At 66.8% G+C, this 25357-nt stretch carries 16 protein-coding genes and 10 pseudogenes; 14 read left to right on the forward strand and 12 right to left on the reverse strand.

All coding sequences use genetic code 11. The features are described from left to right. Positions 1 to 236 precede the first annotated feature (236 nt). From OIE75_RS28675 to OIE75_RS28700, 6 genes and pseudogenes are all read left to right on the forward strand, one after another. Positions 237 to 854 (forward strand): tyrosine-type recombinase/integrase, encoded by a 618-nt coding sequence (locus tag OIE75_RS28675; protein WP_329472559.1) that lies wholly within the window; start codon positions 237 to 239, stop codon positions 852 to 854. Positions 855 to 1083: 229 nt separating this feature from the next. Then, positions 1084 to 1290, forward strand: a complete 207-nt coding sequence (locus OIE75_RS28680; RefSeq protein WP_224354219.1) for a helix-turn-helix domain-containing protein — start codon at positions 1084 to 1086, stop codon at positions 1288 to 1290. A 194-nt stretch (positions 1291 to 1484) separates the two neighbouring features. Then, positions 1485 to 2444, forward strand: coding sequence for a tyrosine-type recombinase/integrase (locus tag OIE75_RS28685; RefSeq protein WP_329472560.1), 960 nt, complete (start codon positions 1485 to 1487; stop codon positions 2442 to 2444). Between the two features lie 606 nt (positions 2445 to 3050). Beyond that, positions 3051 to 3818, forward strand: a pseudogene (locus OIE75_RS28690) (transposase family protein). Between the two features lie 504 nt (positions 3819 to 4322). After that, positions 4323 to 5372 (forward strand): annotated as a pseudogene (locus tag OIE75_RS28695) (transposase); the annotation flags it as partial. A gap of 76 nt (positions 5373 to 5448) precedes the next feature. Beyond that, positions 5449 to 5727, forward strand: a complete 279-nt coding sequence (locus OIE75_RS28700) for a transposase (RefSeq protein ID WP_329472561.1) — start codon at positions 5449 to 5451, stop codon at positions 5725 to 5727. Positions 5728 to 6188: 461 nt separating this feature from the next. Here the strand turns inward: OIE75_RS28700 and OIE75_RS28705 are convergent, their stop codons facing one another. The 3 genes and pseudogenes from OIE75_RS28705 to OIE75_RS28715 all read right to left on the reverse strand — a co-directional run. After that, positions 6189 to 6491, reverse strand: a complete 303-nt coding sequence (locus OIE75_RS28705; protein WP_329472562.1) for a putative quinol monooxygenase — start codon at positions 6489 to 6491, stop codon at positions 6189 to 6191. Positions 6492 to 6537: 46 nt separating this feature from the next. Beyond that, a complete protein-coding gene (locus OIE75_RS28710) occupies positions 6538 to 7992 on the reverse strand; it encodes an FAD-binding oxidoreductase (RefSeq protein WP_329472563.1) in 1455 nt (484 codons plus the stop codon). Between the two features lie 311 nt (positions 7993 to 8303). Beyond that, positions 8304 to 8501: pseudogene (locus OIE75_RS28715) on the reverse strand (IS5/IS1182 family transposase); the annotation flags it as partial. Here OIE75_RS28715 and OIE75_RS28720 point away from each other — a divergent pair. Next, a pseudogene (locus OIE75_RS28720) lies at positions 8470 to 8649 on the forward strand (SDR family oxidoreductase); the annotation flags it as partial. The pseudogenes OIE75_RS28715 and OIE75_RS28720 sit on opposite strands and share 32 nt — an antisense overlap. A 99-nt stretch (positions 8650 to 8748) precedes the next feature. Here OIE75_RS28720 and OIE75_RS28725 read toward each other — a convergent pair. From OIE75_RS28725 to OIE75_RS28735, 3 genes and pseudogenes are all read right to left on the reverse strand, one after another. Beyond that, a complete protein-coding gene (locus tag OIE75_RS28725; protein ID WP_329472564.1) occupies positions 8749 to 9576 on the reverse strand; it encodes an SDR family oxidoreductase in 828 nt (275 codons plus the stop codon). 28 nt (positions 9577 to 9604) lie between these two features. After that, positions 9605 to 10287, reverse strand: a pseudogene (locus OIE75_RS28730) (helix-turn-helix transcriptional regulator); the annotation flags it as partial. Positions 10288 to 10434: 147 nt separating this feature from the next. Next, positions 10435 to 11348: pseudogene (locus OIE75_RS28735) on the reverse strand (transposase family protein). 150 nt (positions 11349 to 11498) lie between these two features. On the opposite strand from OIE75_RS28735, the gene OIE75_RS28740 reads away from it, so the two are divergent. Next, complete coding sequence (locus tag OIE75_RS28740) at positions 11499 to 12956, forward strand: hypothetical protein (RefSeq protein ID WP_329472565.1); 1458 nt, start codon at positions 11499 to 11501, stop codon at positions 12954 to 12956. A gap of 158 nt (positions 12957 to 13114) precedes the next feature. Then, a protein-coding gene (locus OIE75_RS28745; RefSeq protein ID WP_329472566.1) for an IS5 family transposase occupies positions 13115 to 13925 on the forward strand; the annotation gives its coding sequence in 2 pieces (ribosomal slippage) (positions 13115 to 13465 and positions 13467 to 13925; 810 coding nt in all). A 155-nt stretch (positions 13926 to 14080) separates the two neighbouring features. Here OIE75_RS28745 and OIE75_RS28750 read toward each other — a convergent pair. Together OIE75_RS28750 and OIE75_RS28760 are read right to left on the reverse strand one after the other, a co-directional pair. After that, positions 14081 to 14430: pseudogene (locus OIE75_RS28750) on the reverse strand (transposase); the annotation flags it as partial. Between the two features lie 556 nt (positions 14431 to 14986). Beyond that, positions 14987 to 15819: pseudogene (locus tag OIE75_RS28760) on the reverse strand (IS5 family transposase); the annotation flags it as partial. Positions 15820 to 15911: 92 nt separating this feature from the next. Here OIE75_RS28760 and OIE75_RS28765 point away from each other — a divergent pair. Further along, a complete protein-coding gene (locus OIE75_RS28765) occupies positions 15912 to 17003 on the forward strand; it encodes an IS630 family transposase (protein ID WP_329472567.1) in 1092 nt (363 codons plus the stop codon). A gap of 8 nt (positions 17004 to 17011) precedes the next feature. On the opposite strand, the gene OIE75_RS28770 is transcribed toward OIE75_RS28765, so the two are convergent. After that, positions 17012 to 18469: an NF041680 family putative transposase gene (locus OIE75_RS28770; protein ID WP_329472568.1), complete on the reverse strand. Its 1458-nt coding sequence runs from the start codon at positions 18467 to 18469 to the stop codon at positions 17012 to 17014. Positions 18470 to 18681: 212 nt separating this feature from the next. Between OIE75_RS28770 and OIE75_RS28775 the strand changes: the two genes are divergently transcribed. Then, the gene (locus tag OIE75_RS28775) at positions 18682 to 19488 is read left to right on the forward strand and encodes an IS5 family transposase (RefSeq protein WP_329472569.1); all 807 of its coding nucleotides are present in this window, start codon (positions 18682 to 18684) and stop codon (positions 19486 to 19488) included. A 21-nt stretch (positions 19489 to 19509) separates the two neighbouring features. On the opposite strand, the pseudogene OIE75_RS28780 reads toward OIE75_RS28775, so the two are convergent. Next, positions 19510 to 20306, reverse strand: a pseudogene (locus tag OIE75_RS28780) (NF041680 family putative transposase); the annotation flags it as partial. Positions 20307 to 20351: 45 nt separating this feature from the next. Further along, a protein-coding gene (locus OIE75_RS28785) for an IS3 family transposase (protein WP_443078398.1) occupies positions 20352 to 21541 on the reverse strand; the annotation gives its coding sequence in 2 pieces (ribosomal slippage) (positions 20352 to 21268 and positions 21268 to 21541; 1191 coding nt in all). A gap of 137 nt (positions 21542 to 21678) precedes the next feature. On the opposite strand from OIE75_RS28785, the gene OIE75_RS28790 reads away from it, so the two are divergent. Together OIE75_RS28790 and OIE75_RS41490 are read left to right on the forward strand one after the other, a co-directional pair. Next, positions 21679 to 23133 (forward strand): hypothetical protein, encoded by a 1455-nt coding sequence (locus tag OIE75_RS28790; protein ID WP_329472571.1) that lies wholly within the window; start codon positions 21679 to 21681, stop codon positions 23131 to 23133. Between the two features lie 390 nt (positions 23134 to 23523). Further along, positions 23524 to 23664: pseudogene (locus OIE75_RS41490) on the forward strand (IS5/IS1182 family transposase); the annotation flags it as partial. A 6-nt stretch (positions 23665 to 23670) separates the two neighbouring features. Here OIE75_RS41490 and OIE75_RS28800 read toward each other — a convergent pair. Next, on the reverse strand, positions 23671 to 23844 hold the full coding sequence (locus OIE75_RS28800) for a hypothetical protein (RefSeq protein WP_329472573.1): 174 nt from the start codon (positions 23842 to 23844) through the stop codon (positions 23671 to 23673). Between the two features lie 107 nt (positions 23845 to 23951). On the opposite strand from OIE75_RS28800, the gene OIE75_RS28805 reads away from it, so the two are divergent. Next, positions 23952 to 25157, forward strand: a complete 1206-nt coding sequence (locus OIE75_RS28805; protein ID WP_443078399.1) for an IS701 family transposase — start codon at positions 23952 to 23954, stop codon at positions 25155 to 25157. The last annotated feature ends 200 nt before the right edge of the window (positions 25158 to 25357 follow it).

The following is a 25357-nucleotide window of genomic DNA, read 5'->3' on the forward strand; positions in this document are numbered from 1 at the left end:
ACAGCAGACACATTGAGTCCCATACGGACTGGATTAACTCGGTGAAGGAAGCAAACCTAGAGCGGTCTTGAGAAAGCAGAACCTGCTCTCTGCGCATCAGTCGGGACCGCGAGAGGTGTGTCGCGGGCGCAACATAGCCGACGATCGCCGGTTGGCCAAACCGGCGCTTCTCCAGACCATTGAATGACCAGGGGATGCCGACGCGTCCCGATGTCTCGTGTGAGGAGTCATGTAGCTTGTCGAAGCTGGCAATAGGTGAATCGTCCTTGCTCTCTGCGGACCATGTTCGCGCCCTTCTGGAGTGGATTCAGGAGGAATCTTCGGGAGCCGTTTTCCCTTTCCTCGCCTCTATGGCGGGCACCGCCCTTTCGCCGGGTGAAGCAGCCTCGGTCCGGGTGCAGGACGTGACGCTCCCGGACGGGGAGTTCGGGGAGGTGTTGGTCCGTGCCGGCGAGGGCCGGAAGGTTCCTGTCTCACCGGACATCGTGGGTGTGCTGAGGCGCTGGATCGACGAGGCGGGTTTGGAAGCTGAAGACCTGTTGTTCCCGGCCGAGCGGGGTGGGCCGTTGGCGTCCTCCGAATACAAGAGGGCGTGGAGGCGCGCTCGCCAAGCGGTGTTGAGCCCTGACGAGGTGCAGGCGGGCTTGGGGGAGCAGGTCTCCAGCCTGCGTGACTCCTGTCTGGACCGCTGGCTTGAGGCGGGCGTTCCTGCGTGGGGTGTCGCCGAGTGGGCTGGCGTGAGTGCGAGCTGGATTGCGCTGCGGTACCCGCACCGCTTCCGGCTGGAAGACATCGAGATCGACTGGGGCCACCTGGAAGAGATCCTGCGCCTTCCGGACATTCCCGAGCGGTAGTTTCCCGTCCCGCGCTCGGACTTACGATCCGAGCGCGGGAGCACCGCCGCATGCATCCCGAACGTCAGCGGTCCACGTTTCGCGCGTTCGTGTCACATAGCTCGGCCGTACAGCGAACTGGTCCCACTGCTCCTGACAGGGCCGGTTGACCTGCGCCGTGGACCGCCGACAGCCCTGCTGAACCAATTCTCCCCTTCGCTTTTCCTTCCCTGTCTCCGAGGACTCGCGCATGCCTGCCCGTTTGCTGTCCATCCCCGCTGTCGCCGCCGCCCTGGACGTCGACCGCCGCACCGTCTACCGCTTCATCGCCGCCGGGGACCTCCCCGTCGTCGACCTGCGTACCGGGACGGAACGATCCCGCGTCCGTGTCCCTGCTGCCGGGCTGGAGGACTTCATCGCCAGAAGGCTGGTTGGTTCCCCGCGCCCCCGTCGGTGATCTCTCGCCCCTAGTCCAACCCTCACCGCTTCCGAAAAAGGAGTAGTACCGCGTACCTGCGCAAACTGAAGTCCGGCAAGTGGCAGGCGACCGTTCGTAACCGGGCCGGAGACCGGTTCAGCGAGTCCTTCCCCCTCAAGGCCCAGGCGCGGGCCTGGGGCATCGAGCTGGAGACCCAGTTCGCCCGTGGAGGCATGCGGGACCCGCGGGCCGGCGAGATCGCGTTCCGGGAGTGGCACGACCGGTGGTGGAACGCCCGCATAGTCGAACCCCACACCCTCCGGGGCGACGCGTCCAGCATCAAGAACCATGTCATGCCCTACTGGGCGGACTGGGAAATGCGGGCCATCACCCGCATGGACGTCCAGAGCTGGATACGCTCCCTGGTTGAGAAGGGTGCAGGCCCTGCCGCGATCAAGCGGGCCTACAACCTGACGTCGTCCATCATGCGCGCTGCTGTCGACGACGATGTGATCGCGGTGAGCCCGTGCCGCAGCATCGATCTGCCGCCCATCGCGGTCAAGCCACCGCAGTGGTTCACGCCCGACCAGGCGCAGAGCATCCTCGACGGACTCGCCCCCGCTTGGCGGACGATGTGCCTGCTCGGCTTCTACACCGGACTGCGCTGGGGAGAGCTCTCCGGCCTGCACCGCCACCGCATCGACACACGCCGCTCCCGCCTGTTCGTCGTGGAGGTCAACACCAAGAGCGGCATCAAGGAGTACCCCAAGAGCTCCAAGAGCCGCCGGGAAGTCCCGCTCCCGCCCCACGTCCTGGAGGCCCTCGAACGTCACATCCACCGGCTCGACCGCGACGCAGTGGTCTTCACGACCATCACCAAGGGCCGCTCCGGGCGCCTCCTCACCGATAGCAACTGGCGCCGGCAGACCTGGTGGCCGACTGTCGAGGCTGCCTACCATTTCGGCGACGACGGCGAGTTGCAGCTCGTCCCGCACTACCCGCCGCACTCCATGCGCCACACCTGCGCCTCGTGGCTGGTCCAGAAGGGGGTCTCGCTCTACGAAGTCCAGCACCTTCTCGGCCACGAGAGCTTCCAGACCACTCAGCGCTACGCCCACCTTCAGCCGGATGCCCATAAGGCCGTGCTGGGAGCCTGGGAACGCATGGAAAGCCCGCTCATCGTCACCGCATGACGTGCTTTCGCCCCTGCCCTCCAAGGGTGGGGGCGAAGCCGTCTGCAAACGAGCTGATACCCCGATCGCAGGCTCCAGCCGGGCGGCTCGAAACCCGTTGCCCATGACAGCGCTCGGCCTTGATGTCAAGTCGCTGGCGTTCGTCCGCTGCAATGCGGGATCGTTGCCTCCTGACGATCGACGACGACCATGTGGTCTCTGAGAGCGGTGAGCCAATGAAGCGTGCGCACCTGGTTCGCCCTATAGCGAGCGGCCCGTCGTGCGTGCTCGGCGAGCGAAGGCGCAGGGACTGATGGAGCGGCTCGTGGCCGATGGGCGTTTCCGGATCGCTGATCCGGATGACGACGAGGTTGCGGAGTGGCGGCGCGTCGTCAATTACGCGAAGCGTCACGGCTTGGAGCCAGCCGGGCAACGCATCGAGAGGGTCCCTCAGAGAGGGCCGGGGTCGGAGCTGTTCCTTGCGGAGGGACCGCACCCCAACGCGCGGAGTCAGTGCGCCCCTTCCAACCTGCGGGCTAAAGCCGGTCAGTTGGGCTGACAGACGGGTGAAGCCCCTGGTAGATGGGTTTTCGACCAAGAAGAACCTGTGTCCACCAGAGGCTTCGCATGCCTGTCTACCTGTCGGGGCTGGACGTGTCCGGCTCTGCCCTGCGTTTCCTCGCAGTTCGTTTGCGGGATCACAACACCGTCGTCGTCTCGGCGCCCGATGGCGGCGCCTGAGTGCGGGGCGGTAGGCCCTGCTCGCTCCCGCTCATCTGCGCGACGGCCATCCGTACGCCCAGCTCGCGGCCGGGTTCGGGATCGGCACTACCACCGCCTACTGCTACATCACCGAGGCCGTCGACGTCCTGGCCGCCCTCGTCCCGACCCTTGCCGATGCGGTCCGGGCGGCGTCAACGCAGGCGTTCGTCCTGCTGGACGGGACGCTGCTACCAATCGACCGTATCGCCGCCGACCGACCGTTCTACTCGGGCAAACACAAGAAGCATGGGGTGAACGTGCAGGTCGTCGCGGATCCGTTCGGCCGGCTGCTGTGGGCTCTCCCGCTCTGCCCTGGGCCGTCCATGACGTCCGTGCGGCCCGCGAGCACGGTGTCATCGACGCTCTCGCAGGGGCCGGCATCGTCTGCTGGGCCGACAAGGGGTACCAAGGAGCCGGGGGCACGGCCCGTGTTCCCGACCGCGGCCGGTGGTAGACGCTGTCCACGGGCCAGCAGGCCGTCAACCGGTCCCAGGCGAAGATCCGGGCCCTGGTCGAGCAGGCCGTCGCCACCCTCAAGTCCTGGCGGCTCTCCGTAGACTCCGCTGCTCGACTGCCCGCGTCAGGAGCCTCGTTCAGGCTGTCCTCACCCTGCATGTGGCCAGCTCAGCCTGAAGATGGAGAAGGCTCCCTGTGTCAGAACTGCCGATCTGTGACGTCTTGTAGCAGGTTCGGATGAACCGAGCGCGCTCCAGTTTCGTTCAAAGTGATGACCTGCGGGCTACGTCTGAGGAAGGTATCGTGCCTCAAGAATTCACAGAGCTTGAAATTGAATATGCGGTAGCGCTATGTGCTGCAACAGAGGCTTGGGAGCGGGTCCGGCTCCCCCGCAAGGGAGAGATCGTGACAGCAGGACCACCTCGCCCGCACGAGCTTGAGATGGTTCGCCTTCGGGCGCCGGCTATTTGGAGCCTTTCGCATCACGATGGGGATGTTCTTGCTGTTACACGTCGCGCTATCGCAGACGGTTACCAGGGTGGCCCCCTGACTGAGCAACAACTCTTTCAAAGTTTGTCGTCGAATGTTGCACGGCGGATTACTGCCCTAGCCTCGCGCTTTCACGAAGCGGGCTGTCCAGCAGGTGATCGAGACAGCAGAAAGTGCGTCTGACCAGCGGGAATGAGGATTACTGAGGTCCTTGTTCCCGCTCCTGTCGGAGGCACTTTCCAGGTGAAGCAGCCTACCGGGTCCTACCCCCATGTCCGTGTCCAGGATGACGGCCGAGCCGTGGTCTCGCGGGCCGGATCGGTGCTGCTGGTCGAAACGGTCCGCAAGACCGGTCTGGATCAGGCGGTATCGCAGGCTCTGCCGCCGTGGCGCAAACCGCGGGCCTTCCACGACCCGGGCAAGGTCCTGCTGGACGTCGCCCTGGCGGTCGCGTTGGGCGGGGACTGCCTCGCGGACGTCGCGATGCTGCGGTGTGAGCCGGCCATCTTCGGCCCGGTCGCCTCCGACCCGACCATCTCCCGCCTGATCGACACCCTCGCCCCCTCCGAGGAGAAAGCTCTGCAGGCTATCCGATCTGCCCGGTCCGAAGTCCGGCAGCACGTCTGGTCGTTGGCCGGCGGGAGCGCCCCGGACACCGACGGACACGTCACGGTCGACCTCGACGGCGTCCTGGTGATCGCGCACTCCGACAAGCAGGACGCGGCCGCGACCTGGAAGAAGACCTACGGCCATCACCCCCTGACGACCTTCGTCGACCACGGCCCGGGCGGAACCGGAGAGCCGCCCGCCACCCTGCTCAGACCGGGGAACGCAGGCTCCAACACGGCAGCCGACCACATCACCACCGCCCGCCTCGCCCTGACCCAGCTACCGAAGCAGTACCGGCGCGGGCGGCAGTCGCTGATCCGCACGGACTCCGCCGGCGGCACCCACGACTTCGTCGCCTGGCTTGCCAAGCGAGGACGCTGGTTGTCCTACCCGGTCGGCACGGTCATCACCGAGACCATCCGCAGCCACGGCTTGGACCCCGGCCATCGAAACGGACGGCGAGGTCCGCGACGGCGCCTGGGTCGCCGAACTCACCGGCGACCTGCTCACGGGCTGACCGAAGGACATGCGGCTCATCATCCGCAAGGAACGACCGCATCCGGTGCCCAGTTGAGGATCACCGACGCGGACGGCATGCGGATCACCTGCTTCGCCACCAACACCACTGACCGGCCCATCGCCGCCATCGAGCTCCGCCACCGCCTGCGAGCCCGGGCCGAGGACCGCGTCCGGGCCCCGCGCGACCGGAATGCGCAACCTGCCCCTGCAGCACACCGCCCAGAACAAGGTCTGGCTGGAGATCGTCCAGATCACGCTCGATCTGCTGGCCTGGATGCCCGTGCTCGCCCTGACCGGACAGGCCCGGCTCTTCGAGCCCAGCCGGCTGCGATTCCGCCTCTTCTCCGCGGCCGGCCAGTTCGTCACCACCGGCCGGCGCCGCATCCTCCGCCTTGCCCGCCACTGGCCCTGGACCGGCGAGATCACCGGCGCCTTTGAACGGCTTGCGCTCCTGCCGAACCCCGGCTGACCAGCGGATTCGCCTGCCCCTACGAGTAGAGGAACCAGCCCGGAGCAGCGGACCGCGGACCCGGTGCCCACCCGAGGCGACACTCGGGCCGTCGGAATGCCCGCGATCAGCCACCGAAAGCGAAACGGTCCACCGACTCCGTCGGCGGACCGTCATGCAAGATCGAGGCTAGCGGCTCGGCCGACCCCTACTGGGAGGGGGTCCCGGTAGAGACTGACGACGCTCTCGTTGCTCCCGGCATGCCCGAGCAGTAGGTGCGCCAGTCTGTGGCGCACGATTTGCTCACGATGACGTTCGCTGGTAGGCGCAATGTGAAAGACGTAATCCCCGTGGTCGAACGAGAGAAGCAGTCCACAGGGAGCGTTGGGTCCCCCGGTCTCAGACACGGCCTTGCCGCAGTTGGGCGTAGGCGACCTTCACGCCCAACCACGCCAAGGGTAGTTTGATCTGTGCTGGAGAGATCAGAAGCCGTTGATGACGGCGTCAGCGTGGAGAACTTCTGGAGTGTCAACGAAATAGGGCACCATTGAGTTGGTGAATTTGGCGAAACCCTCAGTTTTCATGAATACTTCGGCGTGATATTCCATCGACTCCCACTGCACACAGAGCAATAGCGTGCCACTCTTGTCAATAGCACGGTAAAGGATCACATCCAGACAGCCCCTATCCTCTTTGAGGATCGGCATATGCGACCGAACAACGGTTTCGAATTCCCCCTCCCTGCCTTCTGGAACTACAATTCTGACAATCTCCCAAATCGCCATGCGATTACCTCCTGAGTGCGTTCCTCTTTTTGGTTGCGTGCGTCTTTCAGCGTGCCGGGCGGTGGGTCTTTAGCATGCTGCGGTCCGGAAGAGGCGTTGCGGTGAAGACGTGCTCAGGGTCGTAGGTCTCCTTGGCCTTGACCAAACGCTCAGCGTTAGCGCCATAGGCGTGAACAACCTGCTCTTCCTGGTCCGGCAGAAGAAAATTCGGGTAGCCCCCCGGAAGAGCGAAGGGTGCGAGAGCGTTGTAGACACCGTCCAGCCATTCTTTGAAAGAATCGTGATTCTCGTCGGGACCGCGTCCTGCGGAGATTTCAACTGCCACGTGGTTGGTGCGCAGGCCGAAGGCGCTCTCCTCGGTTCCCACTCGCGTGGCTGCGCCATGAAATTGCCGCAACCCGATGCCTGCTCCCGGTCCGGGGCGCTTTTCTACCCAGCCGGTGAGGAGGCTGATGACATCGGGCGTAAGTTCGGCGATATTTCGGGTACGCAGATCCCAGTGCATGCCGCTGGGTACCGCCTGGTCGAATTGCGCCCACAGGTCCTTCTGTGTAGTCGGAGCCACGGCACCCACGCCCCGCCGGCCGAGGCGCATGACTTTGCCGACAGCAGCGTCGGCGCCCTGTGGGTCACCGGACCATACCGGCACGACGACGAGGCACGGCCCGGTTCCGGGGGCAACGGTCATTTCGAGCAGGAGGGTGAGGCCATCGGTCGCCTCGGTGATCAGTTCCGCGAAGCGGGATAGCACGGTCGATGCTTCCTCCCAAGGAAAGAGGACCATGCCGCCGACGAGTCCACGGTCGGAGTGGAGACGGAGACGGATTGAGGTGACAACGCCGAAGTTGCCGCCACCGCCACGCAGGGCCCACAGCAGTTCGGGATCGTCCTCAGTTGAAACGATCCGACCGTCGGCAAGTACGACTTCCGCTCCGAGAAGGTTGTCGGCGGCCAGCCCAGTCGTGCCCAGCAATGGGCCGTAGCCTCCGCCAAGCGTCAGCCCGGCCATGCCGACGACGCCTGCGGTGCCCACAGCAACGTTCATCCTATGCTGAGCGGCAGCCGCTATTACGTCACCGGCCCGGCTTCCCCCGCCGATGACAGCGTTGTCCCGCTGCACCCGTACGTCACGCATGGCCCCAAGATCGATCACCAATCCACCGCGGAGGGCCCGCCCGGCCCAGTCGTGGCCTCCGCCGCGTACGGACACGCCTACACCGAATTGGCGTGCGGAGGTGATTGCGGCGGCGACCTCGGCGTTGGTGTGGGGCCGCACGACCAAGCCAGGCCGAGTGGTTACTCCGCCGTTCCAGAGTGCTGTCGTGTCGGTATACGAAGGATCACCGGGCCGAAACAGGCGGTCGGTCAGCGCTTGTCCGCTCAAGTGGCGTGCCAGTTCATCGATCTCGTCCGTAGAACTCATAGTCACCCTTGCATCCCACAATTCGATGGTCCAGCTATAGTACCGATCATGGCCCGCCCTGGAGTTCGTGCCGGCCATTTCCTGATGAGAAGAGTGCCTTTCGGCACACGGTTGTGTGGCCTCTCACCGCACAGGCGCGCGGCGGACCACGCTCGCGCGCTCCAGGCAGCACTAAAAGTCGGCTGACATGTTGCACAGTGTGGCGACTGTCTCGCGTCGTAGACCTTGCTCATCTCTCCGTGCTGCTTCCTTTCTATACGCCGACGCACGCCTACCCGCGGCCTGTCGATCCCCCTACGACGCACGTCGTCCGCGGCAGGGCGCAGTCGATGGGCTTCCCGCGCGGGCGGAGCCGGCGTTGCCAGTGCGGTACTGAGCCTTCTCCATCGTCGCTCTGAGTTGGCCAGATGCAGGGTGAGCGGCCTGGACGAGGCAGGTGGTCCGGGCGGTCGAGCGTCGGAGCTTGCGAAGAACCGCCAGGGCTTGAGAGTAACCATGGTCTGCTCGACGAGGGCGCGGATCTTCGCGTGGGACCGATTCACCACCTACTGACCGGTGGAAAGGGCCGACGGGATCTCGATCGTCCCGGTCGGTTCGACAGCCGCTGACCGCGGCAGGGAGGCGTTCGGCGCGCAGGCAGCGTCGAAGGCCGCCGTTCGGTCCTGCGCACGGACATGGTCCTTCGAGTTCAAGGGCCGCGGCATCCGGGGCAACGTCGTCTCTCCGGCACGAATCGAGACTCCCGGGATCGCCACCACCTTCGGTGATGGAGAGACCTTGCAGGCGATCAAGGAGGATGTCGCCACAAACTTTCCCAGGCGGAGTAGGTTCACGTCATGCCGAACTTTCACTGCGTGGCAGGCCAATGTACCTGGACACAAGCGCGTCCACAGTCTGGGTTGGCAGAAGTCGCTTGAGCGCGACAGTCATGCGCGCATCGCTGCCAACGAGGTAGCGCGGGCGGGGCCGCCTTACGGTGAGCGCTTGCTCCACGACAGCCGCAACACGCTCGGGCGGGCCCGCCCCGGCCTCTACCTTTTTGTTGAACTGCAGAAAAACATCCATAGCCTTGCCATACTGACGCTCTGCTATCTCATCCATGTCTGCACGGTCGGACTCTGCCTTCGCGTCGCTTTTGGGACGATTCCGCGATTTGAAGGAACCAGGGTTAACCACGATGACGGGCAGACCCCATGGCGCCAACTCCTGACGCAGCGCGTCCGCGATCGCTTCCAGGGCAAACTTCGAGGCGCTGTATGCGCCGAGCAAGGGCACGGTGACGAGACCTGCGGTCGAGCTGATCATGAGGAGGCGCCCACGCCCGGCCCTCAACGCGGGCAGGAACGCCTGCGATACGGCCAGGGCCCCGACTGTGTTGACCTCCAGTTGTTCACGGAGGTTGTCGAGAGGCATGTGTTCCAAAGGGCCAGAAAAGGTGATTCCAGCGTTGTTGACCAATCCGCTGAGGGGTCCGATTTCCTTCGCTGCCGCAGCCAACTGCGCAGCGTCGGTCACGTCAAGCGCTACCGGTCGGATGCGGGAGTGGACCGGGGCATCAGAGATTCGGCGAACTCCCGCCACCACGTTTTCCCCGCACTCAGCCAGTCTAATAGCAATCGCTCGACCGATGCCGCTGGAGGCACCAGTCACAAGCACTGTCATTTACAGCCCCTTACGGTTAATTTACTGGACGCAAAACCTCGCGCGGGAGGATCCCGACCTGTGGCCGCCCCACCCCCGCCGAAACTGTTCGCTGGAGTCCAGGAGTAAATCCGCCAGATATGCGGCTCGGGAGTTTGGACCCCGGAGGGCGACGATCCCCCGCAGGCCTGCGGTGTACATCCGGGTCATGAACGCGTGCTGCTCCGGAGCGTACAGGTCCCGGGCGCTCGGGTCGGTGAACCACCGGTAGCCACTGCTGCGAGCAGGACCGGTGTACTGCGTCGTGTCGCCGGTGAGGGCGACGCCCATCGGTGTCTGCCGCAAGGTCTCGCCGAGCTCGGTAGTGATCTCCGCGGGGGTGTCCTGCAGCCGGTCGAGAACGCGCAGCAGCCCGGGGCTGATGTGCTCACTGGAGCTGTCACGAGGCGGCGGGTTGTGCCCGGCCAGCCGGAACAGGTGGTCACACTCGTCTATGGACAGGTGGAGCCCCTGGGCGATCGAGACGAGCATCTGCGGTGACGGCTGCGGACCACGCTCGCGCTCCAGACGGGCGTAGTAGTCGGCTGACATGTGACACAGCGCCGCGACCTCCTCCCGCCGTAGTCCGCTGGTCCTGCGACGCTGCCCCCGGGGTATGCCGACGTCCTCCGGCTGTAGCGCCTCACGACGGTTACGGAGAAAGCCCGCCAGCCCTGCCCGATCGATCACCACGCCCCCCTTCTGAGAGTTGCTCACTTCTCCGTGCTGCTTCACTTCTACCGTCCATGCATTCGCGTATCCACGGCCTGTCGATCCCCCCCCTTACGGGTTGGTGCGTGATAGTGGGTGAGGCGTGTTTGGCCTGGTCGTGGCTTGTGCTCAGTTGTTGTGGGTGCGGTCGGAGACGTGGCCGGCGATGGCGCGGTTGGTGTCGGGCAGGCGGTCGCGGCGGTGGGTCCAGCGGGTTAGTTGCTTCCAGCGTTTGTGGTCGGCGAGGGCATGTTCGACGGTGATGCAGTCGGATGAGTGGCCCTGACGGTCGCGTTCCCACTGTTCGCCTCTGCCGGGCAGTGCTCCCGGACGCGGTTTTCTGGGCGGTGTGATCGCTTGCCCGCGGTGGTCGCGGCTGAGGCCGAGGTAGCCGTCGTCCAGGAGGACCTCGACGCCGGGGAAGTGCTGGAAGCAGACGGCGATGCCTTCGCTGCGGGCCGCCGTCGCGTCGTGCATACGACCAGGCCGCAGGGCATCGGTCCATAACGTGCGGCCCCGCCAGTCGGCGATCACGGTGGCCTTCATCGTGTTCTGCTTCTTCTCGCCCGAGACGAACGCACGGCGACCACCGCGGTTGGCCTGCGGCCTGCGGACCTGGATCTCGGTGGCGTCCAGCCGCAGCTCGACGCCTTCGGCCTGGGCGTAGGCGAACACGTCCGTCAGCGTCCGAAGACGCAGGCCGGGACGGTCGGGAACCGCGCACCCCCGCTCGGCAAGGAGCGTGTGTATCTCTGCGGTCGCACGGGTGATGGTGGAACGGTCGACGCCGAACAGCAGGCCCAGCACCGAGTGCGGCAGGTCGTGCCGTAGATGTATCAGCGTGGCCACCAGCCGGTCGACGAACACCAGCTGGTGACGGGCGCCGGCACCCGCGGCCCGCTTCCGGACTCCTCCTCGTGCGGCATGGCGTCGGCCCTCGAGTCCGGCCTGCCACGGCACCGCCAACTCCTCGACCAACAGGCGAGATGCCGACAAGAGATCCCGATGAACAGCCGATGGGCCAACACCACCCGATTAACCATGATCGCCACGACCGGATCGTGCCACCTGCCTGGCACGACGCCTCACCCGCTATCACGCACCAACTCGTTAGGGCAGGCGGGTGTGAACCGTCGGGCAGTGTGTTGCGTTGAGGGGGTGTGTTTGTCGGTGGTTTGCGTATGGAGGATGTCATGGATCAGCAGGCTTCCCTTCAAGGGCATGCTCTGGGGATGGCACGCCTGTACGGCCTGAGCGGCGAGCTGGAGCACACCGCCCAGGTCCCCCTCGGCCACCTCCCCACGCAGAGCAGGAAGAGCGCGCCCGAGTCGGAGAACGCGGCCCGACAGCGGATGCATAACCTCCTCAAACCCGCGAATGTGGTCAGTGCAGCGGAGATGCAGGTGCTGGCGGAAGCGCAGATCCCCCTGCAGCCACGGCCGCAGGGGGCGGGTTACTACATCGACCCGGCGGTGCCGCGGCTCAGTGACGAGACCAGGGCGGCTGCTCATGTCAGCAACGCCATGGGTATCGCACGGCTGTACGGCCTGAGCGGCGAGCCGGAGCACCCCGCCCAGGTCCCCCTCGGCCACCTCCCCACGCGAAGGAAGGACGCTCCCAAGTGGGAGAAAGCGGCCCGGCAGCGGATGCATGATCTCCTCGACCCTGTCAAGGTGGTCAGTGAAGCGGAGGGAAAGGTGCTGGCGGATGCGCAGATCCCCCTGCAGCCACGACCGCAGGGGGGTTACCACATCGACCCGGCGGTGCCGCGGCTCAGTGACGAGACCAGGGCGGCTGCTCATGTCAGCAACGCCATGGGGATCGCACGGCTGTACGGCCTGAGCGGGGAGCCGGAATACACCGCCCAGGTCCCCCTCGGCCACCTCCCCACGCGAAGGAAGGACGCGCCCAAGTGGGAGAACGCGGCCCGGCAGCGGATGCATAACCTCCTCAACCCTGTCAAGTTGGTCAGTGACGCGGAGGGGAAGGTGCTGGCGGAGGCGCAGATCCCCTTGAAGCTACGGCCGCAGGGGGCGGGTTACTACATCGACCCGGCGGTGCCGCGGCACGGTGACGACACCAGGGCGGCTGCTCATGTCAGCAAAGCCATGGGGATCGCACGGCTGTACGGCCTGACCCGCGAGCTGGAGCACCCCGCCCTGGTCCCCCTCGGCCACCTCCCCACGGCGACCAGGAAGGGCGCGCCCGAGTGGGAGAACGCGGCCCGGCAGCGGATGCATCATCTCCTCGACCCTGCGAGTGTGGTCAGTGAAGCGGAGGGGAAGGTGCTGGCGGATGCGCAGATCCCTCTGCAGCTACGGCCGAACAGGCCGGGTTACTACATCGATCCGGCGGTACCGCGGCAGCGGGACTTCTTGTCCGGTGTGGTTGCCGGTGGTGTGCAGCCCGGGCTGGGGCTGCCTGGTGCGGGGGCTGTGCAGTCTTGGAGCGGGGCCGGTGTGCCGCTGCCGGGAGCTCTGCCTGCCTCGGACGAGGCGCACAACCCGGTGGGGAGCTATCTGGTGTCCGCGGCCGGCACCGGTCAGTTCCCCAGTCCCCAGGCCGGTCACCAGCCGGGCCCCTCCCAGGCGGCACCGCCGGCTTTCGGGTATCCGACGGCCCCTCATCCCGCCAAGAGACAGAGGCGCTGAGCTTGCCCCGCCTCCAGAACACAGACCACCACCCTCTTCCTTGCCGGCGGCGCTTGAATGCTGAGCCGTAATTCCCGCCCTTGGAGCTCGTAACACGATCTTGTTGATGTGGGCTGGTCGAGCGTTACTGGTGTGACGATTCGGCCGTTCGTGATGGTGTGGGTACTCGGCCGTGGATCGTGAACGATGAGTTGTGGGCGTCGATCGAGCCGTTGCTGCCGCCGTGGCCGGAGCGGTCGCCGGGGCCTCGGCCGGTGCCGGACCGGCTCTGTCTGCAAAGCATTCTGTTCGTCCTCTACAACGACATAGCCTGTCAACTCCTACCGCTGGGGTTGGGCTTCGGATCGGGGCAGACGTGCTGGCGCCGACTGGACCGGTGGCAGAAAGCAGGAGCTTTCGACCGGCTGCACCAGGTCCTGCTCGCCGAGCTGAACGCGGCCGGCGAGCCCGACTGGTCGCGGGCCTGCGTGGATGGTTCTCACATCCGCGCGAAAAAAGTGGGGCGCCGACACCGGCCCGTCGCCGGTCGACCGGCGGAAGACAGGCAGCAAGCATCATCTGATCTGCGACGGACGCGGCATCCCACTGAAGGTCATCACGACCGCAGCGAACGTCAACGACGTCACCCAGACTCTCGTCCTGGTCGACGGCATCCCGCCCGTCGCAGGACGCCCCGGCCGTCCCCGCCGCCGACCTGAATCCCTGCTCGGTGACAAGGGCTACGACTCCAACGCCCACCGCGACGCACTGCGGAACCGACGAATCCTGCCCGTCACCTCACGCAAGTCATCACCGAACATCAAGGGCATCGGCATGCTCCGCTACGTCGTCGAGCAGACCTTCGCCCTGCTCCACCAGTTCAAGCGGCTCGCCGTGCGCTGGGAACGCCGCACCGCACTCCACCACGCCTTCGTCTCCCTCGCCTGCAGCCTGATCAGCTTCAGACGCCTCAAAAAGACACGATCATGATCGTGTTATGAGCTCTAGCCTCGCCGTTTCGGATGGGGTTGCTGGGCGGTTGAGCGATGTTGTTTGAGGCTGGGTCGGCGGGTGGGCATGGTGAGGGTCCGACGCGGGGGCGGGTTCTCCAAGGTCCTTGAGTCGAGGTGGGCGGGGGTGGCGAGTCAGCTGGCGGGGCGGGGCAGTGCGGTCATTCGGTGGAATGCGGCCGTGAGTTCATGTCGCCAGGGCCAGGTGGCCGATATCCGAAGGCGGAGGCGGCGGCCGCCCCGAGTGATCCGGGCGGCGACGTGCAGGATCCGGGCGCGGAGTCTCCTGGGTTCGGCCGTCGCGAGTTCGCCGTCCAGCAGGAGGACGCGGGTCCAGGCCAGGAGGTCGATTGCCGGAGGCTCAGTTCGAGCCAGGCGGCGTTGAGGCCGAAGCGGCGGGAGGGGAAGCGGCCGAAGCCGGTGGTCTTGCCGCACCGGATGTGGTCCTCGACGGTGGCATGCCCGCGGTGGCGGACCTCCAGTTGTCGGCGTACAGGTGGACGTGCGCCACCTCGTACGGAGGAATGTGCTCCGTTTTCGGTGCGGGGGTGGGGTGGGGACCGTGAGTCTGCTGCTGTCGGTTTCGTGGCAGGGAGGCGGCTGGCGGTGGTCCTGGATCCACATCGGTGGCTGGAGTTGAGGCGGTTTCGTCCGCTGTATGAGTCCGGGGCGATGAGCCTGCGGGAGATTGCCAAGGAGACGGGGCTGAACCGCCGGACGGTCAGCAAGTACCTGAAGAATCCGGCTTCGGCCGCGCCGCCGAAGCGGGAGGTGGCCGGTCAGCGGCCTCGGCGGGTGGTGGACGAGGTCGCGCCGTTGATCGACGCGATACTCAGGGCCGAGGTCTTGCTGGAGGCCTCAGTGATCCATGAACGCCTGGTCCAGAATTATGCGGTCAGCATCAACTACCAGCGGGTGAAGCTCTATCTGCAGGAGACCCAGCCGCGAATAGCGGAGGAACTGGGCATCAGCCCGGGCGAGCTGGCGGGCCTGCACCGGCGGTTCGAGGTCGTTCCGGGAGCTCAGGCCCAGGGGGACTGGGTAGCGGACGGCGAGTTTCTCGTACCTGGTGGCGACCGCGCGGTGACGCTTGAGGCGATTGATCCCGCATTCGACCGCGTGCCGCTCCCGATAGTCGATCTTGTCGAACTTCGGAGGCCGGCCACCGTGGGAGCCGCGCTTCTTGCGGTTGCGGACCTGGTCGGCCTTGTCCGGGATCGTGCAGCGGATCCCGCGTCGCCGCAGGTAGGCGCGGTTCTTGCGAGAGGCATACGCCTTGTCCGCCCGCACGCGATCGGGCCGGGTGCGGGGTCGGCCCGGCCCGATGCGGGGCACGCAGATGGCCTTCAGGACGGGCTCGAACTGCGGGGAGTCCCCGCGCTGCCCGGCCGTGATCACGATCGACATGGGCTTCTGGCCCTGCTCGACAGCCAAGTGCAGCTTGGTGGTCAGGCCGCCGCGCGAGCGTCCGAGCCCGTGGTCGCCGGGCTCGACGGCGATGCCGCCGGGCGGCTCCTTCTGCAGGTCCCCCTTTCCCTTGACCCGGCTGCGTGCTGGTGGGCCCGGCAGACGGTGAAGTCGACGTTGATGTCCCAGGTGATCAGGTTCTTCGCGTCGGCCTGGGCCAGCAGTTCGGTGAAGACGCGCTTCCAGGTGCCGTCCCGCTGCCAGCGGCGGAACAGGTCGTACACCCGGCCCCAAGGACCGTATCGCTCCGGGACATCCCGCCACGGCGTCCCGGTCCGGGTTCGCCACCGTATGCCGGCGATCAGTTACCGCAGAGTCCATATCGGCGGCCGACCCGGCTTCGTGCCCTCGGGCAGCAGCGGCTCCAGCCGGGCCCACTGTGCATCCGTCAGATCTCCACGTGCCACGAAACAAGATCATTTCACGTCCAAGATCCACTTTCGACACACGCCCTAGTCTTCTGAGTCAGGAATTCTATTTAGATGTGTAGGGTTGCCTGGTGGCGCGTACTGGGCGGCCGAAGGCCGAGTTGATCCTGTCGGATGAGGAGCGGGCTGCGCTGGAGGGGTGGGTGCGGCGCCGTTCCACCCCGCAGGCGTGGGCTTTGCGGTGCCGGATCATCCTGGCCTGCGCGACCGGCGCGTCCAACAAGGACGTGGCCGCACAGCTCGGTTCGACACCGCATGCGGTGGGCCGCTGGCGGAAGCGGTTCGTTGAACACCGGATCGCCGGGCTGGGTGACATGCCGCGGTCCGGCGGGCCCCGGACGGTCACCGACGAGCAGGTCGCCGCGGTGGTGAAGCGGACGCTGGAGACCGCGCCGAAGAACGCCACGCACTGGTCGACGCGGGCGATGGCCACGGAGATGGGTCTGTCGCAGTCGACCGTGTCGCGGATCTGGCGGGCCTTCGGCCTGCAGCCACACCGCACCGAGACGTTCAAGCTGTCGACGGACCCGTACTTCATCGACAAGGTCCACGACGTCGTCGGCCTCTATCTGGACCCGCCCGAGCGGGCCTTGGTGTTCTGTGTCGACGAGAAGTCGCAGATCCAGGCCCTGGACCGGTCCCAGCCGGTGCTGCCGATGATGCCCGGCATCCCGCAGCGGGTCACCCACGACTACGTGCGCGCGGGTACCACCACACTGTTTGCCGCGCTGGAGGTGGCCACGGGGAAGGTGATCGGCTCCCTGCACCGCCGGCACCGGGCCGAAGAGTTCAAGAAGTTCCTGATCAAAGTCGACCAGGAGATACCGGCGGACCTGGACGTGCACCTGGTGCTGGACAACTACGCCACCCACAAGACCCCCGCCATCAAGACCTGGCTGCTGGCCCACCCACGCTTCCACCTGCACTTCACGCCCACCGGCTCGTCCTGGCTCAACCTGGTCGAGCGGTGGTTCGCCGAGCTGACGAACAAGCAGATACGGCGAGGCGTCCACAGAAGCGTCCAGGCGCTGGAGAAGGACGTCCGGACCTGGATCGCCGCATGGAACACCGATCCCAAGCCCTACGTCTGGACGAAGACCGCAGACGAGATCCTCGAACGCCTCGCCAGCTATCTGAATAGAATTCCTGACTCAGAAGACTAGCTTGATCTTTAACCTGTGCGGCGGGGGCGGGGAGTGGTCGACTTCCTGTTCCGGGACGTGGTAGCCCTCGTTTTGCGGGGTGTGTGGACGTCGTGGCGTGGGGTGTGCCGGGTGTTCTTCCGGCCGGGAGGTCGTCCAGGTCCGGGGCGGGTGGATTTCGGTGCCCCGGCCGGGCAGAGGACCGTGGGGCGGATGTGCCGAAAGTCGCGGCGGACCCGTGCCGGGGTCAGCCTGTCTGAGGCAATGGGCCTCTCCCATGGGCGACGCCGGTCGGCTGCGAGTGGCCGGGCCAGCCGCAGTTGGGTGTAAGCCGCGAGGATCAGCCAGGTCCAGCGGTCGGCCGCCTCGGGGGTGCGGATCTTGGGGCAGGTCCAGCCGAGCGTCTGCTTGAACAGGCGGAAGGTGTGCTCGATGTCGAAGCGACGCAGGTATGCCTGCCAGAGTCGGTCGGCGTCCGCTTCGGTGGCGCCGGTGCCCGACCACCACAGCCAGACCGGCTTCGGGGTGGCTCCGCTGGGCAGATGATCGATGTCCAAGCGGATCACTGTCCCCTCGACGATCGGGAGTGAGCCGTCGGCCGCGGCCCAGGAAGAACGGTGGGTGAGCTTGGGATGGAGCCGGTCCCAGGACCGGGCGACGGCGGTGCCGTAGAGGCGCGTGTCGGTGACCGTGTGGGTGTCCGGGGTGCCCCAGGTGTCAGGCTGCCCGAAGACGAACTCGCCGCCGTGCCGGGGCGGCCGGCCCATGGTGTGAGGCTGCCGTGGCGGGGCTGGCCTGCGCAGGACGCGGTCCGACCGCATCCTGGCCAGGACTTTCACCGGCAGATCCCGCAGGAGGTGGGCCAGGCGGGGCGCGTCGTACCCAGCGTCCGCGATGACGAGGACATCCGGATCACCGACCTGCCACTGGCCTGCGGTGATCAGCCGCTCGACCAGTTCGCGCAACTGCCGGGCGGTGACGGTGGCGCTGTCGTCCCCGGGCGCCAGACGCAGAGCGTCCAGCGGGGCGGTCCACGAGCTGCGGCCCGGCTCGAGCGCGCAGATGATCGAGTACGGCCAGCCGGGGACGGGGATGTGCTGGTCCTTGCCCCGGCCGTAGGTGTGACACAGGATCCGCTCCGGTGAGGTGTGGGCGTCCGGCCGCAGCCAGCAAGTGATGTCGACGGCCAGGACCAGCCGGCCGTCGGCCGCCCGCGGCAGGGACACCAAGGCCAGAGCCTGCCGCATCCGATCCGCATCGACCCGGCCCTTTGAGACAGCGGCGTAGAGTCCTCCGTGCCCTCGGCGGTGTTCGCCCACCAGCGACAGCTCGGCCAGGGATCTCACCGGCCCATCACCGCACAGAACCGCATCCGCCAGCTCGAACAGCGCATCCGAACGAGCGGTGAGACAGGAGTAGAACTCGCCCCGGAAGCGTGACAGTTCGACTGGCGGCTCTCGCCGGACATCGCGATGCAGCAGACTCATCCTCACGGCCTTTGTGCTGGACGTGTGTGTTCCTTGGTCGGAGCACATGTTCAGACGAAGGCCGCTTCCGTGTACGGCGGACACCGAACCGAGTGATCAAGTACGACGCACCGTTCGACGGCGCACGTTAAAGATCAAGCTTACTGATCGTTTCAGAATGCAGTTCGTTGTGGGGCTTGGCAGTCGGGTGTCGTGTCGGCAGGATCTGTTGGGTGTCTGCTGACCTTGTACCTGACGACCTGTGGGAACGAGTGGCTCCGCTGTTACCTCCTCGTCCGCCCAGGCGACATCGGTATCCCGGGCGGTTGCCGGCGGATGACCGGGCTGCGTTGCGGAGCATCGTCTACGTTCTCTGCAAGAGCGTGAGCTGGCGGGACGTTCCGGCGGAACAAGTCCGATGCAGCGGGGTGACCGCCTGGCGGCGTCTGCGGGAGTGGACCGAAGCTGGTGTCTGGCCCCAGCTGCATGAGGTGCTGCTGGCGGAGCTGCGGGCCGCAGGTCTGCTGGACATGGACGACGCCGCGATCGACGGCTCGCACGTCCGAGCGCTCAAGGGGGCTCACACCGGACCTTCGCCGGTCGACCGGGCTCGGCCCGGCAGCAAGCACCACTTGATCGTCGACCGGCACGGCACACCGCTGGTCGTCTCGCTGACCAGCGGAAATCGGCACGATGTTACGCAGTTGATTCCCCTGTTGGACGCGATACCCCGCATTCGGGGCGTTCGCGGCCGGCCACGTCACCGACCAGGCCGGCTGTTTGCCGACCGGGGTTACGACTACGACAAGTACCGTCGGCTTCTCCGGGCTCGCGGCATCACACCGAAGTTCGCACGGAAAGGCACCGCACACGGCTCCGGGCTGGGAAAGACCCGCTGGGTCGTGGAGCGGACCCTCGCCTGGCTTCACCAGTTCAAGCGACTCCGGATCCGCTACGAGATACGCGCCGACCTCCACCTCGGACTGCTTCAACTCGCCTGCAGCATCATCTGCTTGAGACGACTTCGAACCTCATTCTGAAACGATCAGTTAGCTTGACGTTTATGCAGCTCCCGTGAGTGTGGCCGTTGCTATGGGGTTCGGTTTGTGCTGTTTCCCGACAGGGTGCTCAAGTGCACGGTGCTTGTTCTTCACACCGGTGGGCCGGCCGGGGCCTGCGGTGCCGAGTTTCGGTGCGCTGGCCGGCTGAGGGGTTTTCCCGTGGAGGCGGCGAAATCCTCGGCGGACACGTGCGGGTGTGAGGCGTCCTTGGCGTGCGGGCCGCTCCCACGGCTTGCGGAGGTCTTCTGCGAGGGGCCTGGCGAGACGGAGCTGTGTGTGGGCTGCGATGACGAGCCAGGTCCAGCGGTCGGCGGCGGTCGGCTCCCGGAGCCTGGGGGCGGTCCACCCGAGCGTCTGCTCGAACATCCTGAAGGTGTGTTCCAGATCGAATCTGCGCAGGAATGCCTGCCAGAGGCGGTCCACATCCCCGGCTGTGGCGGCGGTGGCCGACCACCACAGCCAGACCGGCTTGGGGTTGCGGCCTCCGCGGAGATGGTCGACCTGCAGGCGGATGCCGGTGCCTTCGATGACTGACAGTTCTCCTTCGGGGTGGCCGGCCCGGGCCGAGCGGCGCACCAGCAGCGGGTGCAGGCGGTCCCAGGCAGTGGCGACGGCCTTCCCGTAGTGGGTGGTGTCCGTCACGATGGTGACGGAAGGGGCCGGCTGGGTTGCCGCAGTCTCGAACGCGAACTCCGGCCCGTCGCGAACTCCGGCCCGTGCTTGGGCTTGCGCCCGCGTTTGCCCTCCAGCTGCGGTGGTGGAGGGAAGTAAAGGACTCTGTCCGAACGCATCCGGCCGCAGCCAGTTGCTCACGGGCCTTGACCCGGATTTTTGGACACGGGTTATGCGGCTTGGGCCAGGGTAGTTGCTGTCGTGGCGAGTGCTGTCTCGTAGGCGATGGGACTGCGTTGGCCGAGGCGGGAGTGGCGGCGTCGGGTGTTGTAGCGGTTGAACCGGCCGAACGCGTCGAGTCGGGCCTCGCGTTCGCTGGACCAGGTCTTGCGGCCCTGGAGCGTCTCGCGTTTGAACGTCGCGTTGAAGGACTCGGCGAGCGCGTTGTCCGCCGAGCTGCTGATCGCGCTCATGGACCGGCGGACGCCGGCCTGGCGGCAGGCGTCGGCGAAGGCCCGGCTGGTGTACGGGGCTCCGTGGTCGGTGTGCATCACCGCCCCGATGAGGCTGCCGCGGGTGTGTTCGGCGGCGGCCAGGGCGTCGGTGACGAGACCGGTGCGCATGCGGTCCGCGATCACCCAGCCGGCCAGGCGGCGTGAGGCGAGGTCAATCACGGTGGCCAGGCAGAGGAACTTCCCGCCGTCCAGCGGGAGACAGGTGATGTCGCCGACGTACTTCGTGTTCGGCTCACTCGCGGTGAGGTCGCGGCCGATGAGATCCGGGGCCTTCGCCGCGGCCGGGCCGGCGATCGTGGTGCGGTGCCTGCGCCGCAGCCGCAGTCCTGCCAGGCCGATGCTGCGCATCACCCGAGCGATGCGCTTGTGGTTGACTCGCTCGCCCGCCTCGCGGAGCCCGACGGTCGTCCTGGGAACGCCGTAGGTGCCGCCCGACTCGCGGTGCACAGCCCGGATCCGTGCGGCGAGAGCGGCGTCGGCCGCCTGCCGGGCGGCTCGGTCCGCGGCAGTGCGGCGCCAGTAGCAGAAGCTGGAGCGGGCGATGCCCAGGATGGTGCACAGCCGCTTCGTGCCGTAGCGGCGCTGGTGGTCGGCGACGAACTGGAAGCGGTTCACCAGCGCGTCTCCCCGGCGAAATACTTCGCCGCCTTGCGCAGGATCTCGCGCTCTTCCTCCAGCTCGCGGACCTTCTTGCGCAGAGCGGCGTTCTCCGCCTCCAGCGGTGTCGGCGTCTCTGCCCGGCGCCTCCGGGGCCGGCTCGCGCCGGCTGCCCGGACCCAGTCCCGCAAGGTCTCGGGGTTGATCCCCAGATCGGCAGCGACCTGCCGGATCGTCGCCTGGCGCCGCGACTGGTACAGCGCGACCGCGTCCGCCTTGAACTGCGGCGGACAGTTCTCCAGAACCACGAGATGTCCGTCCTCAGATCCTCAGGAGCCAACGTCTCGCGTGTCCAAGATCAGGGGTCAAGGCCCGGCACTGAACCGTCGGGCAGTGTGTTGCGTTGAGGGGGTGTGTTGTCGGTGGTTTGCGTATGGAGGATGTCATGGATCAGCAGGCTTCCCTTCAAGGGCTTGCTCTGGGGATGGCACGGCTGTACGGCCTGAGCGGCGAGCTGGAGCACACCGCCCAGGTCTCCCTCGGCCACCTCCCCACGCGGAGCAGGAAGGGCGCGCCCGAGTGGGAGAACGCGACCCGACAGCGGATGCATAACCTCCTCAACCCTGAGAGGGTGGTCAGCGACGCGGAGGGGAATGTGCTGGCGGCGGCGCTGATCCCCCTGAAGCAACGGCCGCAGGGGGGTTACCACATCGACCCGGCGGTACCGCGGCACAGTGACGACACCAGGGCGGCTGCTCATGTCAGCAACGCCATGGGGATCGCACGGCTGTACGGCCTGAGCGGCGAGCCGGAATACACCGCCCAGGTCCCCCTCGGCCACCTCCCCACGCGAAGGAAGGACGCGCCCAAGTGGGAGAAAGCGGCCCGGCAGCGGATGCATCATCTCCTCGACCCCGAGAATGTGGTCAGTGCAGCGGAGATGAAGGCGCTGACGGAAGCACAGATCCCCCTGAAGCAACGGCCGCAGGGGGGTTACCACATCGATCCGGTGGTGCCGCGGCTCAGTGATGAGACCAGGGCGGCTGCTCATGTCAGCAACGCCATGGGGATCGCACGGCTGTACGGCCTGAGCGGCGAGCCGGAATACACCGCCCAGGTCCCCCTCGGCCACCTCCCCACGACAGCCAGGAAGGACGCGCCCGAGTGGGAGAAAGCGGCCCGGAAGCGGATGCATGATCTCCGAAACCCTGAGAGGGTGGCCAGTGACGCGGAGATGAAGGCGCTGGCGGATGCGCAGATCCCCCTGCAGCCACGGCCGAAGGGGGGTTACCACATCGACCCGGCGGTAGCGCGGCACAGTGACGACACCAGGGCGGCTGCGCACGTCAGCAACGCCATGGGGATCGCACGGCTGTACGGCCTGACCCGCGAGCTGGAGCACCCCGCCCTGGTCCCCCTCGGCCACCTCCCCACGACAGCCAGGAAGGACGCGCCCAAGTGGGAGAACGCGGCCCGGCAGCGGATGCATCATCTCCTCAGCCCTGCGAGGGTGGTCAGTGCGGCGGAGATGAAGGCGCTGACGGAAGCGCTGATTCCCCTGCAGCCACGGCCGAAGGGGGCGGGTTACTACATCGACCCGGCGGTACCGCGGCAGCGGGACTTCTTGTCCGGTGTGGTTGCCGGTGGTGTGCATCCCGGGCTGGGGCTGCCTGGTGCGGGGGCTGTGCAGTCTTGGAGCGGGGCCGGTGTGCCGCTGCCGGGAGCTCTGCCTGCCTCGGACGAGGCGCACAACCCGGTGGGGAGCTATCTGGTGTCCGCGGCCGGCACCGGTCAGTTCCCCAGTCCCCAGGCCGGTCACCAGCCGGGCCCCTCCCAGGCGGCACCGCCGGCTTTCGGGTATCCGACGGCCCCTCATCCCGCCAAGAGACAGAGGCGCTGAGCTTGCCCCGCCTCCAGAACACAGACCACCACCTTCTCCCTTGCCGACGGCGCTTGAATGCTGAGCCGATTCCCACCCTTGCGACCTTCCTCGCCGGCGAAGGCGGCTGCCGCCCCATGCCCCTCCTGCTCACGCCGGGACAATGGGGCGACGCACCGCAGATGATCGAGGTCCTGGACCGGATCCGAGTTCCGCGGCCACTGGGCGGAAGGCCCCGGACCCGGCCGGACCACGTCAGCGGCGACAAGGCACACAGCTCTCGCCAAAACCGCCGCTACCTGCGAAGACGCGACATCCGGAACACGATCCCGGAACCGAAGGACCAGCGGGCCAACCGCCGCCGCAGGCGGCAGCAACGGGGGCAGGCCCGCCGGCTTCGACCGCGACCGCTATCGGCGACGCAACGAGGTCGAGCGGACCATCAACCGGCTCAAGAACTCCCGCGCGGTCGCTACCCGTTACGACAAGAGGGCGTACGTCTTCCACGGCACAGTCACGGCCGCAGCGATCCGGCTCTGGCTCCGATCCTGAGCGGGCTCACTCCTTCTGAGTTGACGCCCGGGAAAACAGCAACAGTGCGACAAACAAGACCACGGGATAGACGCCCGCGCTCCACGGTTGCGGCACGAACTTCCAGGCAGCAACCGCCACACCTGCCAGCAGAACCCAGCTAACGATCAGCCATGGCCGCGTGGCCAGCGTTTTGCCCACGAACGCCCAACGGCTCCGGGGACTATCCCCCATTGATCCCATAGTCAGACCCTAGTAGCGCTTCGTTACGTTGAGTGATCTCGGCTGGTGGTGGGCAACCTCCCAGAGTGAAGCTGGGGGAAGTGGAACGGCTCCGGGGCGAGTTAGCGGGATTTGTTGCCGATGTATTCGGGTCGTTGCCGCGTCGGGATCAGCGGCGTTGGGGCGAGTGTTATCTGCGGGGCCTGATGCTCGATGGCCGGCGGAAGTCGGTCCAGCCGATGGCCGAGCGGCTGCCGGACGGGAACATGCAGGCCCTGCAGCAGTTCGTGAACCAGTCGCCGTGGGACCCGCTGCCGGTCAGTCGGCGGACCGCCGAGCGGATCGCCGAGGTGATCCCGCCCGAGGTCTGGGTTATCGACGACGTGTCGTTCCCCAAGTGCGGCACCGCGTCGGCCGGCGTTGCACGCCAGTACTGCGGAGCCGTCGGCAAACGGGCGAACTGCCAGGTCGCGGTCAGCGTCCACGCCGCCACCGACACCGCGTCGTGCCCGTTGAACTGGCAGTTGTATCTGCGGCGCGAGCGGACGGCCGATCCGGACCGATGCCGCAGGGGGGGAGTACCTGACGTCATCGTCCACCAGGAGAAATGGCGTCTCGCGCTCGGCCTGCTCGACACGCTCGGCGAGTGGCAGCTGAAGGCGCCGGTGGTGGTCGCCGACGCTGGCTACGGCGTCAGTACCCCCTTCCGGACCGGTCTGGAACAGCGTGGGCTGTCCTATGTTCTCGCCCTGACCGGGAAGGAAGTCGCCCACCCGGAGGATGCCGAGCCGCTCCAGCCTGCTTACCGCGGGCTCGGTCCGCCGACGCTGGCCCGCTACCGCACTTCGCCACGAGCCGTCTCGGTCCTCGCGGTCGAGGCCGGTGCCGGCTGGCTCACCGAGGTGACCTGGCGACAGGGCAGCAAGGGCGCGATGGCCTCACGGTTCGCGGTGCTGACCGTGAGGCCTGCGGGCAAGCAGCCTGTGGCCGCAGCCCAGGAGGCGGGTGGCGGCCGCAGCAGGTGGGACGGCGTCCTGCCCACCCAGACACTCCTGGTCGAATGGCCGGAGGGCCAGGACGCTCCGAGCGGGTACTGGATTTCGAATCTGCCCGCCACCACCCCGGTCGCTGACCTGGTGCGTTGGGCGAAGATGCGCTGGCGGATCGAGCACGACTACCGCGAACTCAAGCACGGTCTGGGCCTGGACCACTTCGAGGGGCCGCATTGTCGGCGTACAAGCGAACGTGCGCCACCTCGTACGGATGAAAGTGCACCGTTGCCGGTGCGGTGATGGGGTGAGGGCCGCGAGTCTGCTGCTGCTGTCGGTTCGGGGCGGCAGGGAGGCGGCTGACGGTGGTCTTGGATCCGCATCGGTGGCTGGAGTTGAGGCGGTTCCGTTCGCTGTATGAGTCCGGTGCGATGAGCCTGTGGGAGATCGCGAAGGAGACCGGGCTGAACCGTCGGACGGTGAGCAAGTACCTGACAGATCCC

The organism is Streptomyces sp. NBC_01723 (assembly GCF_036246005.1).
In the GTDB taxonomy this organism is placed as follows: domain Bacteria; phylum Actinomycetota; class Actinomycetes; order Streptomycetales; family Streptomycetaceae; genus Streptomyces.

Excerpts from the sequence above, each read along its gene's own strand:
- OIE75_RS28680 (WP_224354219.1), top strand. The coding sequence starts at position 1,084 with ATGCCTGCCCGTTTGCTGTCCATCCCCGCTGTCGCCGCCGCCCTGGAC.
- OIE75_RS28685 (WP_329472560.1), top strand. The coding sequence starts at position 1,485 with ATGCGGGACCCGCGGGCCGGCGAGATCGCGTTCCGGGAGTGGCACGAC.
- OIE75_RS28700 (WP_329472561.1), top strand. The coding sequence starts at position 5,449 with ATGCGCAACCTGCCCCTGCAGCACACCGCCCAGAACAAGGTCTGGCTG.
- OIE75_RS28705 (WP_329472562.1), bottom strand. The coding sequence starts at position 6,491 with ATGGCGATTTGGGAGATTGTCAGAATTGTAGTTCCAGAAGGCAGGGAG.
- OIE75_RS28710 (WP_329472563.1), bottom strand. The coding sequence starts at position 7,992 with ATGGCCGGCACGAACTCCAGGGCGGGCCATGATCGGTACTATAGCTGG.
- OIE75_RS28725 (WP_329472564.1), bottom strand. The coding sequence starts at position 9,576 with ATGACAGTGCTTGTGACTGGTGCCTCCAGCGGCATCGGTCGAGCGATT.
- OIE75_RS28740 (WP_329472565.1), top strand. The coding sequence starts at position 11,499 with ATGGATCAGCAGGCTTCCCTTCAAGGGCATGCTCTGGGGATGGCACGC.
- OIE75_RS28770 (WP_329472568.1), bottom strand. The coding sequence starts at position 18,469 with ATGAGTCTGCTGCATCGCGATGTCCGGCGAGAGCCGCCAGTCGAACTG.
- OIE75_RS28790 (WP_329472571.1), top strand. The coding sequence starts at position 21,679 with ATGGATCAGCAGGCTTCCCTTCAAGGGCTTGCTCTGGGGATGGCACGG.